Below are 12,729 nucleotides of genomic sequence, written 5' to 3'. Positions count from 1 at the left end.
CATGAAGGTCGGCGCCGTCATCATCACCATGGGCAACCGGCCCGAGGAACTGCGCGCCCTGCTCGACTCGGTCGCCAAGCAGGACGGCGACCCGGTCGAGGTGGTCGTCGTCGGCAACGGCTCGCCCGTCCCGGACGTGCCGGAGGGCGTGCGCACCATCGAGCTGCCGGAGAACCTGGGCATCCCCGGCGGGCGCAACGTCGGCATAGAGGCGTTCGGGCCCGGCGGCCGCGATGTCGACATATTGCTCTTCCTCGACGACGACGGTCTGCTCGCCCGGGACGACACCGCCGAGCTCTGCCGCGCGGCCTTCGCGGCGGACCCGCGGCTCGGCATCGTCAGCTTCCGGATCGCCGACCCCGACACCGGCGAGACCCAGCGCCGGCACGTGCCCCGGCTGCGCGCCTCCGACCCGATGCGCTCCTCCCGGGTCACCACCTTCCTCGGCGGTGCCAACGCCGTGCGCACCCAGGTCTTCGCCGAGGTCGGCGGGCTCCCGGACGAGTTCTTCTACGCGCACGAGGAGACCGACCTGGCCTGGCGCGCCCTCGACGCCGGCTGGATGATCGACTACCGGTCGGACATGGTGCTGTACCACCCGACGACCGCGCCCTCGCGGCACGCCGTCTACCACCGCATGGTCGCCCGCAACCGCGTCTGGCTCGCCCGCCGCAACCTCCCCGCCCTCCTGGTCCCGGTCTACCTGGGGGTCTGGCTGCTGCTGACCCTGCTGCGCCGACCCTCGCGGCCGGCCCTGAGGGCCTGGTTCGGCGGATTCAGGGAAGGCTGGACGACACCGTGCGGTCCCCGGCGCCCGATGCGCTGGCGTACCGTGTGGCGACTCACCCGACTGGGCCGTCCCCCGGTCATCTGACAAGCTCGACCCGAGACGTCGCAGCCGCCGAGCAGCCGGGAGCCCGGCGATCGCCGGCGAAGCGGCGCCGAACCAGACGAACCCGAAGACGAAAGTTTCCCCCTGTGAGTGAGACCACGCACGACGGCACGGTCGCCGTGACGGCCGCCCCGTCGCCCGACGAGGGACTGACGGCGGCCGAGCTCGCCGCCAAGTACGGGCTCTCCGTGAGCGGCGCCCGGCCCTCGCTCGGGGAGTACGTCCGCCAGCTGTGGGGGCGCCGCCACTTCATCCTCGCCTTCTCCCAGGCGAAGCTGACCGCGCAGTACAGCCAGGCCAAGCTCGGCCAGCTGTGGCAGGTGGCCACACCGCTGCTGAACGCGGCCGTGTACTTCTTCGTCTTCGGCCTGATCCTGCACGCCAGCCGCGGCATGTCCCAGGACGTCTACATCCCGTTCCTGGTCACGGGCGTCTTCGTCTTCACCTTCACGCAGAGCTCGGTCATGTCGGGCGTCCGTGCGATCTCCGGCAACCTCGGCCTGGTGCGCGCCCTGCACTTCCCGCGCGCCTCGCTGCCGGTCTCCTTCTCGCTCCAGCAGCTCCAGCAGCTGCTGTTCTCGATGATCGTGCTGTTCGTCGTGGCGATCGGCTTCGGCAGCTACCCGAGCCCGTCCTGGCTGCTGATCGTGCCGGTGCTGGTGCTCCAGTTCCTGTTCAACACCGGGCTCGCGCTGATCGTGGCCCGGCTGGGCGCCAAGACGCCGGACCTCGCGCAGCTGATGCCGTTCGTGCTGCGGACCTGGATGTACGCGTCCGGCGTGATGTTCTCCATCCCGATCGTGCTGGAGGACAGGCCCGCCTGGATCGCGACGGTCCTCCAGTGGAACCCGGCCGCGATCTACATGGACCTGATGCGCTTCGCCCTGATCGACGGGTACGGCGCCGAGAACCTCCCCGACCACGTCTGGGCCGCGGCCGGGGGCTGGGCCGTGCTCTTCGCCGTGGGCGGTTTCGTGTACTTCTGGAAGGCTGAGGAGCGCTACGGCCGTGGCTGAGCAGAACACCGGGCAGAACATCCGGGACCGCCGCCCGACGGTCATCGCGGACGACCTGCACATCGTCTACCGCGTCAACGGCGCCAAGACCGGCAAGGGCAGCGCGACGGCGGCCCTGAGCCGGATCCTCAAGCGCGGCGAGGAGCGCGGGGTCCGCAAGGTGCACGCCGTGCGCGGGGTGTCCTTCATCGCCTACCGGGGCGAGGCCATCGGCCTGATCGGCTCCAACGGCTCCGGCAAGTCCACCCTGCTGCGCGCCATCGCCGGCCTGCTGCCCGCCGAGAAGGGCAAGGTCTACACCGACGGCCAGCCGTCCCTGCTGGGCGTCAACGCGGCCCTGATGAACGACCTCACCGGCGAGCGGAACGTCATCCTGGGCGGTCTCGCCATGGGCATGTCCCGGGAGCAGATCAAGGAGCGCTACCAGGACATCGTCGACTTCTCGGGCATCAACGAGAAGGGCGACTTCATCACCCTGCCGATGCGCACGTACTCCTCCGGCATGGCGGCCCGGCTCCGCTTCTCCATCGCCGCCGCCAAGGACCACGACGTGCTCATGATCGACGAGGCGCTCGCCACCGGTGACCGCAAGTTCCAGAAGCGCTCCGAGGAGCGGATCCGGGAACTGCGCAAGGAGGCCGGAACGGTCTTCCTGGTGAGTCACAACAACAAGTCGATCCGCGACACGTGCAACCGCGTGTTGTGGCTGGAGCGCGGTGAACTCCGGATGGACGGACCCACCGACGAGGTGCTCAAGGAATACGAGAAGTTCACCGGCAAGTAGTCCCCTTCCGGCCAGGGCCCCGCGGACGTAAGTCCGGCGGGGCCCTGCGTCTGCAAAGGAAACGTCAACTCCGGCCGCCCGTAGGAATCTTGGAGCCAATCGGTGTGTTGTTGTGATGTGCGGGACACCCCGACGGTCGGTACCGCGTTGTACAACGTAAGCTGTACCGGTGCCGGAAAGCGGCAAGTAGGGCGATAATGCGCGACACCCTTCGCCGGAGCGGCCCCGCGCAGTGCCCGGCGGCGTGTCCGAAATAGTGTGTATTGGGTCGGCAGTGTAGAACGGGAGATGTGACGGCAATGGCTACGGAGACTCCCCTGCTCAACGCAGCATGTGCCGTCCCCGCCCCGGGCAGCGCCCGATGACGCCCGCCGGCCCGGCGCCCGACCTGGAACGCGCCACACTGGACAAGGCCGCCGGCGAGAACTTCCCGGTGGCGCCCTTCTTCCTGCCCCGGGCCTGGCGCGACGACCTCATGGCCGTCTACGGCTTCGCCCGCCTCGTCGACGACATCGGCGACGGCGACCTCGCCCCCGGCGGAGCCGACGCCCGCGCCCTCGGCGTGTCGGCCGCCGACGCCGAGGACCGGCTGGTCCTCCTCGACGCCTTCGAGGCCGACCTGCGCCGCGTCTTCGACGGCACCCCGCACCACCCGTTGCTGCGCCGCCTGCGGACCACGGTCCGCCGCCGCGCCCTCACCCCCGAGCCCTTCCTCGGACTGATCGCCGCCAACCGCCAGGACCAGCTCGTCACCCGGTACGAGACCTACGACGACCTCCTGGCCTACTGCGAGCTGTCCGCCAATCCCGTCGGCCGCCTCGTCCTCGCCGTAACCGGCACCTCGACGCCCGAGCGGGTCCGGCTGTCCGACGCCGTCTGCACGGCCCTCCAGATCGTGGAGCACCTCCAGGACGTCGCCGAGGACCTCGGCCGCGACCGGATCTACCTGCCCGCGGAGGACATGAAGCGCTTCCACGTCCGGGAAGCGGACCTCGCCGCCGGAACCGCGGGCGCGTCGGTGCGCGCCCTGGTCGCGTACGAAGCACAGCGCGCCCGCGATCTGCTGGATGAGGGCACCCCCCTGGTGGGTAGCGTCCACGGCAGGCTCAAACTGCTGCTCGCGGGCTTCGTGGCGGGGGGAACGGCCGCGATCCGGGCGATCGCCGCCGCCGATTACGACGTACTTCCCGGCCCGCCCAAGCCCGGCAAGCTCCGGTTGCTGCGCGAGGTGGGCGTGATCCTGCGAGGAGAGGGGTGATCCGGACCGTGGATTCTCCGCCGCACGTGTCCGCACCGGTACTCGCCGCCTACAGCTACTGCGAGGCCGTCACCGGGCAGCAGGCCCGGAACTTCGCCTACGGCATCCGGTTGCTGCCGACGGCGAAGCGCCGCGCCATGTCGGCGCTGTACGCGTTCTCCCGGCGCGTCGACGACATCGGTGACGGCGACCTGGCCGACGAGGTCAAGCTGGCGCGGCTGGAGGACACCCGGGCGCTGCTCACCCGGATCCGCGACGGCGGGGTCGAGGAGGACGACACCGATCCGGTGGCCGTCGCCCTCAGCCATGCCGCGCGGGCCTTCCCGATCCCGCTCGGCGGCCTGGACGAGCTGATCGACGGCGTCCAGATGGACGTGCGCGGGGAGACCTACGAGACCTGGGACGACCTGAAGGTCTACTGCCGGTGTGTCGCCGGTGCCATCGGACGCCTCTCGCTCGGCGTGTTCGGCACCGAACCCGGCGCGCGCGGCGCCGAACGCGCGGCCGAGTACGCCGACACCCTGGGACTCGCCCTCCAGCTCACCAACATCCTCCGCGACGTCCGCGAGGACGCCACGGGCGGCCGCACCTACCTGCCCGCCGACGACCTGGCCAAGTTCGGCTGCTCGGCCGGATTCCAGGGGCCGACGCCCCCGGAGGGCTCCGACTTCGCGGGCCTGGTCCACTTCGAAGTGCGGCGCGCCCGGGCCCTGTTCGCCGAGGGCTACCGGCTGCTGCCCATGCTCGACCGGCGCAGCGGCGCCTGTGTGGCCGCGATGGCCGGCATCTACCGCCGGCTGCTGGACCGCATCGAACGCGACCCGGAGGCCGTGCTGCGCGGCCGCGTCTCGCTGCCCGGACACGAGAAGGCCTACGTCGCCGTGCGCGGCCTGTCCGGGCTCGACACCCGGCACGTGACCCGCCATGTCCCCCGGCGCGCCGTCAGGAGGCGCGCCTGATGCACCTCGCCGAACCGGACGGCACGAGACAGGCAACCCTCCGCTGCGGCGTGGCGTCCCTGACTGCGACGGCCGGGCGTGCACCGTTCAACCAGCACGCTCGCGCCGCGCAGGGGCGCGGGGCTGTATCCGGCATGCGGCTGCCGCCGCGTGGGCGCGATCAGTCGTGGCGGTCCCACGGGCGACCGACGGTCCGTCACGGTGCTGCCCGCGCAGCGCTCGCGCACGCACGGAAGGACGCCCGATGAGCGACGGCCCACCCCCCGCGCCGGCACCCGCCGGCGCCGTGCCGACGGCAGGCCGTACCGCGGTCGTGGTCGGCGGCGGACTCGCCGGGACCACCGCGGCGCTCGCCCTCGCCGACGCCGGTGTCCGGGTCACCCTGCTCGAAGGCAGGCCCAGGCTGGGCGGCCTCGCCTTCTCCTTCCGCCGCGGCGAACTGACCGTCGACAACGGCCAGCACGTGTACCTGCGGTGCTGCACCGCCTACCGCTGGTTCCTCGACCGGATCGGGGGCGCGGCGCTGGCACCGCTGCAGGACCGCCTGGACGTGCCCGTCGTCGACGTCGCCAAGCCCGAGGGCCGGCGGCTCGGCAGGCTGCGGCGCGACCCGCTGCCCGTCCCCCTCCACCTGGGGCGCAGCCTGGCCGCCTATCCGCACCTCTCGCTCGCCGAGCGTGCCGCGGTCGGGCGGGCCGCGCTCGCGCTGAAGGGGCTCGACCTCGGCGATCCCGCCCTGGACGACCAGGACTTCGGCAGCTGGCTGGCCGCGCACGGCCAGTCGCCGCGCGCCGTCGAGGCCCTGTGGGACCTCGTCGGGGTCGCCACCCTCAACGCGGTCGCGGGCGACGCCTCGCTGGGGCTCGCCGCGATGGTGTTCAAGACCGGTCTGCTGTCCGACCCGGGCGCGGCCGACATCGGCTGGGCCCGCGTCCCGCTGGGCGAACTGCACGACCGGCTGGCCCGCAAGGCGCTCGACTCCGCGGGCGTGCGTACCGAGGTCCGTACACGCGTCACCTCCGTCTCCCACAACGGAAACGGGACGTGGAGCGTTCAGGTTCCCGGCGAGACGCTCCCCGCGGACGTGGTCGTCCTCGCCGTACCCCCGCGCGAGACGAGCGAACTGCTGCCGCCCGGCGCCCTGGACGCGCCCGACCGGCTGCTGGAGATCGGCACCGCGCCGATCCTCAACATCCACGTCGTCTACGACCGCACGGTGCTCGCGCGGCCCTTCTTCGCCGCCCTCGGCACCCCCGTCCAGTGGGTCTTCGACCGCACGCACGCCTCCGGGCTGCTGAGCGGCGGGCCCGAAGGGCCCTCGTCCGAGGGCGGCGGCGGGCGACGGGCGGGACAGTACCTGGCGCTGTCCCAGTCGGCCGCCCAGGACGAGATCGACACGCCCGTCGCCGACCTCCGCGAGCGCTACCTGCCCGAGCTGGAACGGCTCATCCCGGGCACGCGCGCGGCCGAGGTGCTGGACTTCTTCGTGACCCGGGAGCGCACGGCCACGTTCGCCCCCACCCCCGGCGTCGGGCGGCTGCGGCCCGGCGCCCGCACCAAGGCCCCCGGCCTGTACCTGGCCGGAGCGTGGACCGCCACCGGGTGGCCCGCGACCATGGAGAGTGCGGTCCGCAGTGGAGTGAGCGCGGCCGACGCCGCGCTCAGTGCCCTGGGCCGGCCCCGCCCCCGCCACCTCTTCGAGTTCGAGGAGGCGGCCTGATGCCCGCTGGGCAGGCGGACGGCTCCCGCACCCGGTACCGCAACAAGAGGAGAGACTGTGCCCACTGTGCCCCCGGCCGCGACGCCCGCTCGGAGGCCCGCGGTGGACGTGACCGCGCTCCTGGAGCGCGGCCGGACCCTGGCCACGCCGGTGCTGCGCGCGGCCGTCGACCGCCTGGCGCCGCCCATGGACACCGTCGCCGCCTACCACTTCGGCTGGATCGACGCCGCCGGCAACCCCGCGGACGGCGACGGCGGCAAGGCCGTCCGCCCCGCCCTCGCCGTGCTCTCGGCCGAGGTCACCGGCGCCGCGCCCGAGACGGGCGTCCCGGGCGCCGTGGCCGTCGAACTCGTGCACAACTTCTCGCTGCTGCACGACGACCTGATGGACGGCGACGAGCAGCGCCGGCACCGCGACACCGTCTGGAAGGTGCACGGCCCCGCCCAGGCCATCCTGGTCGGCGACGCCCTGTTCGCCCTCGCGGGCGAGGTCCTGCTGGAACTCGGCACCGTCGCGGCCGGCCGCGCCGCCCGCCGGCTCACCACGGCCACCCGCGCGCTGATCGACGGGCAGGCCCAGGACATCTCCTACGAGCACCGCGACCGGGTGACCGTCGAGGAGTGCCTGGAGATGGAGGGCAACAAGACCGGCGCCCTGCTCGCCTGCGCCTCCTCCATCGGCGCGGTGCTCGGCGGCGCGGACGACGCCACCGCCGACGCGCTGGAACGGTACGGCTACCACCTCGGCCTCGCCTTCCAGGCCGTGGACGACCTGCTCGGCATCTGGGGCGACCCGGAGGCCACCGGCAAGCAGACCTGGAGCGACCTGCGCCAGCGCAAGAAGTCCCTGCCCGTGGTGGCCGCGCTCGCGGCCGGCGGCCCCGCCTCCGAGCGGCTCGGCGAGATCCTCGCGGCCGACGCCAAGAGCAGCGACTTCGAGAACTTCTCCGAGGAGGAGTTCGCGGCCCGCGCCGCCCTCATCGAGGAGGCCGGCGGCCGCGAGTGGACCGCCGGGGAAGCGCGCCGTCAGCACACCATCGCCATCGAAGCCCTCGACGCCGTCGACATGCCCGACGCGGTGCGGGACTCCTTCACGGCGCTCGCCGACTTCGTCGTCGTACGGAAGAGATGATCACTATCGGCTCGATTCGCCGCGCTTAGTCGCCGGCCGGTGTCCGCGGATCCAGGACACCGGCCGACGGCGGACCCACAGCAGCACGACTCGCACGACTGCACGAAGGGGAAGCCATGACAGCGACGACCGACGGAAGCACCGGGGCGACCTTGCCGTCCCGCGCTGCCGCGGCCAGCGACACCACTCTCATCACCATCCCCGAGACGGCCGGGGTACAAGAAGCCGCCGCCCGCGCCGCACGGCGCGCCACCGACTTCCTGCTCGCCAGGCAGGACACCCAGGGCTGGTGGAAGGGCGACCTGGAGACCAACGTCACCATGGACGCCGAGGACCTGTTGCTCCGTCAGTTCCTGGGCATCCTGGAGGACGACACCGCTCAGGCCGCCGCGAAGTTCATCCGCGGCGAGCAGCGCGAGGACGGCACCTGGGCCACCTTCTACGGCGGGCCCGGCGAGCTGTCCACCACCATTGAGGCATACGTGGCCCTGCGGCTGGCAGGCGACGCGCCTGAGGCACCTCACATGGCCCTGGCCGCCGCCTGGATCCGCGAGCGCGGCGGCATCGCCGCCGCCAGGGTCTTCACCCGCATCTGGCTCGCCCTGTTCGGCTGGTGGAAGTGGGAGGACCTCCCCGAACTCCCGCCGGAGCTGATCTGGTTCCCCTCCTGGATGCCGCTGAACATCTACGACTTCGGCTGCTGGGCCCGGCAGACCATCGTCCCGCTCACCATCGTCTCGGCCAAACGCCCCGTGCGCCCCGCGCCCTTCCCGCTGGACGAACTGCACACCGACCCCGCCCAGCCCCGCCCGCCGAAGCCGCTCGCCCCGCTGGCCAGCTGGGACGGCGCCTTCCAGCGGCTGGACAAGGTGCTGCACCGGCTGCGCAAGGTCGCCCCGCGCGGACTGCGCCGGGCCGCGATGAACTCCGCCGCCCGCTGGATCATCGAGCGCCAGGAGAACGACGGCTGCTGGGGCGGCATCCAGCCCCCGGCCGTGTACTCGATCATCGCCCTGCACCTGCTCGGCTACGACCTCGGGCACCCGGTGATCCGCGAGGGCCTCGCCTCGCTGGACCGTTTCGCCGTCTGGCGCGAGGACGGCGCCCGCATGATCGAAGCCTGCCAGTCACCGGTGTGGGACACCTGCCTCGCCACCATCGCCCTCGTGGACGCCGGTCTGCCGGTCGACCACCCGCAGCTGGTCAAGGCGGCCGACTGGATGCTCGGCGAGGAGATCGTCCGGCCCGGCGACTGGGCCGTGAAGCGTCCGCACCTGCCCCCGGGCGGCTGGGCGTTCGAGTTCCACAACGACAACTACCCGGACATCGACGACACCGCCGAGGTGGCCCTCGCGCTGCGCCGGGTCCGCCACCACGACCCCGAGCGCGTGGACCGGGCGATCGGCCGGGCCGTCCGCTGGAACCTGGGCATGCAGTCGAAGAACGGCGCCTGGGGCGCCTTCGACGTCGACAACACCAGCCCGTTCCCCAACCGGCTGCCCTTCTGCGACTTCGGCGAGGTCATCGACCCGCCGTCCGCGGACGTCACCGCGCACGTCGTGGAGATGCTCGCCGCCGAGGGCCTGGCCCACGACCCGCGCACCCGGCGCGGCATCGACTGGCTGCTGGCCGAACAGGAGCCGGACGGCTCGTGGTTCGGCCGCTGGGGCGTCAACTACATCTACGGCACCGGATCGGTGGTGCCGGCGCTGACCGCGGCCGGACTGCCCGGCTCCCACCCGGCGGTCCGGCGGGCCGTGGCCTGGCTGGAGAGCGTACAGAACGACGACGGCGGCTGGGGCGAGGACCTGCGCTCCTACAAGTACGCCAAGCAGTGGAGCGGCCGCGGCGCCTCCACCGCCTCGCAGACCGCGTGGGCGCTGATGGCGCTCCTCGCGGCAGGGGAGAAGGGCTCCAAGGCCGTCGAGCGCGGCGTCCAGTGGCTGGCCGACACCCAGCGGGAGGACGGCACCTGGGACGAGCCGTACTTCACCGGCACGGGTTTCCCCTGGGACTTCTCCATCAACTACCACCTGTACCGGCAGGTGTTCCCGCTCACCGCGCTCGGCCGGTACCTGCACGGCGACCCCTTCGAGCGGAAACTGCTCGCCCCGGCCGACAGAGTCTCCGCGCGGGCCACGGGGAGCTGACTTGAGCAACCAGCCCGCCCCGGCCCCGCTGCTGATCGCCTGCGCGCTCGGCATCGAGCACCTCGCCCTGCGCACCGGCGACCGGGGCGGCGCCGGCGGGCCGGTGACGTTCCTCCGTACGGGCATGGGCCCCCGCGCGGCGGAACGCCGCGTCACCCGGCACCTCGCCGGCCCGGCGGCGGCCGGGGCGGCCGTACTGGCCACCGGCTTCTGCGCCGGGCTGGACACCGGGATGCACCCCGGCGATCTGGTCGTCGCCGAGGAGACCCGGGACCCGCACGGGACCGTCCCGTGCGTGGGCACCGAACCGCTGGTCGAGGAACTCGCCCGGCTGCTGCCCGGGCGCACGGTCCACACCGGCCCGCTCACCGGCTCCGACCACGTCGTACGCGGGCCCGAGCGGAACGATCTGCGCGCCACCGGCGCGATCGCGGTCGACATGGAGTCCGCGGCCACCCTGCTGGCGGCCGTCCGTACCGGCGAACGCCCGGTTGCGGCCGTCCGGGTGGTCGTGGACGCTCCAGAACACGAACTCGTCCGGATCGGCACGGTACGCGGTGGAATATCGGCTTTCCGTGTTCTCCGATCCATCCTTCCTGCTTTTTTCGAATGGCACCGTTCTTTGCCGCTCCCCCGGAGGTGAGCCAGATGGCCATGCCGTTGCGCCAGTCCATCAAGGTCGCTGCATACCTGGCTGAACAGAAGCTCCGCAGGCGGGAGAAGTTTCCGCTCATCGTCGAGCTGGAACCGCTCTTCGCCTGCAATCTCAAGTGCGAGGGCTGCGGCAAGATCCAGCATCCGGCCGGTGTGCTCAAGCAGCGCATGCCGGTCGCCCAGGCCGTGGGAGCGGTGCTGGAATCCGGTGCGCCGATGGTGTCCATCGCCGGTGGAGAACCGTTGATGCACCCGCAGATCGACGAGATCGTGCGGCAGTTGGTGGCCAGGAGGAAGTACGTCTTCCTGTGCACCAACGCCCTGCTGCTGCGCAAGAAGATCGACAAGTTCACGCCCTCGCCCTACTTCGCGTTCGCCGTGCACATCGACGGGCTGCGCGAGCGGCACGACGAGTCCGTCGCGAAGGAAGGCGTCTTCGACGAGGCGGTGGAGGCCATCAAGGAGGCCAAGCGGCGCGGCTTCCGGGTCACCACCAACTCCACCTTCTTCAACACCGACACCCCGCAGACCGTCATCGAGGTGCTCAACTTCCTCAACGACGACCTCCAGGTGGACGAGATGATGATCTCGCCCGCCTACGCCTACGAGAAGGCGCCCGACCAGGAGCACTTCCTCGGCGTCGAGCAGACCCGCGAACTGTTCAAGAAGGCCTTCGCGGGCGGCAACCGCAGGAAGTGGCGGCTCAACCACTCGCCGCTCTTCCTGGACTTCCTGGAGGGCAAGGTCGACTTCCCGTGCACCGCGTGGGCGATCCCGAACTACTCGCTCTTCGGCTGGCAGCGCCCCTGCTACCTGATGAGTGACGGGTACGTGCCGACGTACCGCGAGCTCATCGAGAAGACCGACTGGGACAAGTACGGCCGCGGCAAGGACCCGCGCTGCGCCAACTGCATGGCGCACTGCGGCTACGAGCCGACCGCCGTCCTCGCCACCATGGGCTCCCTGAAGGAGTCGCTGCGGGCCATGCGCGAGACCGTCTCCGGAAACCGGGAGTGAGGTGATGAGCGCCGTTCCCCTGGGCGTTCCCGAGGTGCCGGCCCGTCCGGTCGCGCCGCGGCGGCCGTCGCGGCGGATCGACGTCGGGCCGGTGGCGGTCGGGGGCGGAGCCCCGGTGTCGGTGCAGTCGATGACCACGACGCGTACGTCGGACATCGGCGCCACCCTCCAGCAGATCGCCGAACTCACCGCGGCCGGCTGCCAGATCGTCCGCGTCGCCTGTCCCACGCAGGAGGACGCGGACGCCCTCGCGACCGTCGCCCGCAAGTCGCGGATCCCGGTGATCGCGGACATCCACTTCCAGCCGAAGTACGTGTTCGCGGCCATCGAGGCCGGCTGCGCGGCGGTGCGCGTGAACCCCGGCAACATCAAGAAGTTCGACGACCAGGTGAAGGAGATCGCGCGGGCCGCCAAGGACCACGGCACCCCGGTCCGCATCGGCGTCAACGCCGGCTCCCTCGACCGGCGGCTGCTCCGGAAGTACGGCAAGGCGACCCCGGAGGCCCTGGTCGAGTCGGCGCTGTGGGAGGCGTCGCTGTTCGAGGAGCACGACTTCCGCGACCTCAAGATCTCCGTCAAGCACAACGACCCGGTCGTGATGATCGAGGCGTACCGGCAGCTCGCCGAGCAGTGCGACTACCCCCTGCACCTGGGGGTCACCGAGGCCGGGCCGGCCTTCCAGGGCACGATCAAGTCGGCGGTGGCCTTCGGCGCGCTGCTCTCCCGGGGCATCGGCGACACCATCCGGGTGTCGCTGAGCGCGCCGCCGGCCGACGAGGTCAAGGTCGGCATCCAGATCCTGGAGTCCCTGGGCCTGCGGCAGCGGGGGCTGGAAATCGTCTCGTGTCCGTCCTGCGGCCGCGCCCAGGTCGACGTCTACAAGCTCGCCGAGGAGGTCACCGCGGGCCTGGAAGGCATGGACGTACCCCTGCGGGTCGCGGTGATGGGGTGCGTGGTCAACGGTCCGGGCGAGGCCCGCGAGGCCGACCTCGGGGTCGCCTCGGGCAACGGCAAGGGGCAGATCTTCGTCAAGGGCGAGGTCGTCAGGACCGTCCCCGAGTCGAAGATCGTCCAGACCCTGATCGAGGAGGCCATGAAGCTCGCCGAGCGGGCGAGAGGCGCGGACCGATCGAGTTGAGGCAACGCAC

At 71.9% G+C, this 12,729-nt stretch carries 12 protein-coding genes; all 12 read left to right on the top strand.

The genetic code is table 11. From position 1 onward, the window contains the following. Position 1 precedes the first annotated feature (1 nt). A complete protein-coding gene (locus tag ABZ576_RS22200; RefSeq protein WP_360743380.1) occupies positions 2 to 874 on the top strand; it encodes a glycosyltransferase in 873 nt (290 codons plus the stop codon). A 104-nt stretch (positions 875 to 978) separates the two neighbouring features. After that, positions 979 to 1,908, top strand: a complete 930-nt coding sequence (locus tag ABZ576_RS22195; protein ID WP_360743307.1) for an ABC transporter permease — start codon at positions 979 to 981, stop codon at positions 1,906 to 1,908. After that, positions 1,901 to 2,692 carry an ABC transporter ATP-binding protein gene (locus tag ABZ576_RS22190; RefSeq protein WP_360743304.1) on the top strand — a complete coding sequence of 264 codons (792 nt, stop codon included), beginning with the start codon at positions 1,901 to 1,903 and terminating at the stop codon, positions 2,690 to 2,692. The genes ABZ576_RS22195 and ABZ576_RS22190 overlap by 8 nt, the downstream gene beginning before the upstream one ends. A gap of 361 nt (positions 2,693 to 3,053) precedes the next feature. After that, a complete protein-coding gene (gene hpnC, locus ABZ576_RS22185) occupies positions 3,054 to 3,950 on the top strand; it encodes a squalene synthase HpnC (RefSeq protein ID WP_360743301.1) in 897 nt (298 codons plus the stop codon). Continuing rightward, positions 3,947 to 4,909, top strand: a complete 963-nt coding sequence (gene hpnD, locus ABZ576_RS22180) for a presqualene diphosphate synthase HpnD (protein WP_360743298.1) — start codon at positions 3,947 to 3,949, stop codon at positions 4,907 to 4,909. The genes hpnC and hpnD overlap by 4 nt, the downstream gene beginning before the upstream one ends. Next, a complete protein-coding gene (locus tag ABZ576_RS22175) occupies positions 4,909 to 5,157 on the top strand; it encodes a DUF6380 family protein (protein WP_360743295.1) in 249 nt (82 codons plus the stop codon). The genes hpnD and ABZ576_RS22175 overlap by 1 nt, the downstream gene beginning before the upstream one ends. Beyond that, positions 5,154 to 6,629: a hydroxysqualene dehydroxylase HpnE gene (hpnE, locus tag ABZ576_RS22170; protein ID WP_360743292.1), complete on the top strand. Its 1,476-nt coding sequence runs from the start codon at positions 5,154 to 5,156 to the stop codon at positions 6,627 to 6,629. The genes ABZ576_RS22175 and hpnE overlap by 4 nt, the downstream gene beginning before the upstream one ends. Before the next feature lie 57 nt (positions 6,630 to 6,686). Then, entirely contained in the window at positions 6,687 to 7,760 is a 1,074-nt protein-coding gene (locus ABZ576_RS22165) for a polyprenyl synthetase family protein (RefSeq protein WP_360743289.1), read from the top strand. A 116-nt stretch (positions 7,761 to 7,876) separates the two neighbouring features. Beyond that, positions 7,877 to 9,910 carry a squalene--hopene cyclase gene (gene shc, locus ABZ576_RS22160; RefSeq protein ID WP_360743286.1) on the top strand — a complete coding sequence of 678 codons (2,034 nt, stop codon included), beginning with the start codon at positions 7,877 to 7,879 and terminating at the stop codon, positions 9,908 to 9,910. A 1-nt stretch (position 9,911) separates the two neighbouring features. Next, on the top strand, positions 9,912 to 10,553 hold the full coding sequence (locus tag ABZ576_RS22155; RefSeq protein WP_360743282.1) for a 1-hydroxy-2-methyl-2-butenyl 4-diphosphate reductase: 642 nt from the start codon (positions 9,912 to 9,914) through the stop codon (positions 10,551 to 10,553). Positions 10,554 to 10,558: 5 nt separating this feature from the next. Next, positions 10,559 to 11,581, top strand: coding sequence for an adenosyl-hopene transferase HpnH (gene hpnH / locus ABZ576_RS22150; protein ID WP_360743279.1), 1,023 nt, complete (start codon positions 10,559 to 10,561; stop codon positions 11,579 to 11,581). A gap of 4 nt (positions 11,582 to 11,585) precedes the next feature. Then, on the top strand, positions 11,586 to 12,719 hold the full coding sequence (ispG, locus tag ABZ576_RS22145) for a flavodoxin-dependent (E)-4-hydroxy-3-methylbut-2-enyl-diphosphate synthase (protein ID WP_360743276.1): 1,134 nt from the start codon (positions 11,586 to 11,588) through the stop codon (positions 12,717 to 12,719). Positions 12,720 to 12,729: the final 10 nt, after the last annotated feature.

Origin of the sequence: Streptomyces sp. NPDC013455 (assembly GCF_040632975.1) — a bacterium.
GTDB lineage: Bacteria > Actinomycetota > Actinomycetes > Streptomycetales > Streptomycetaceae > Streptomyces.
Note: the sequence above shows the minus strand (reverse complement) of the source record. Positions and strands in the feature narration are given on the sequence as shown.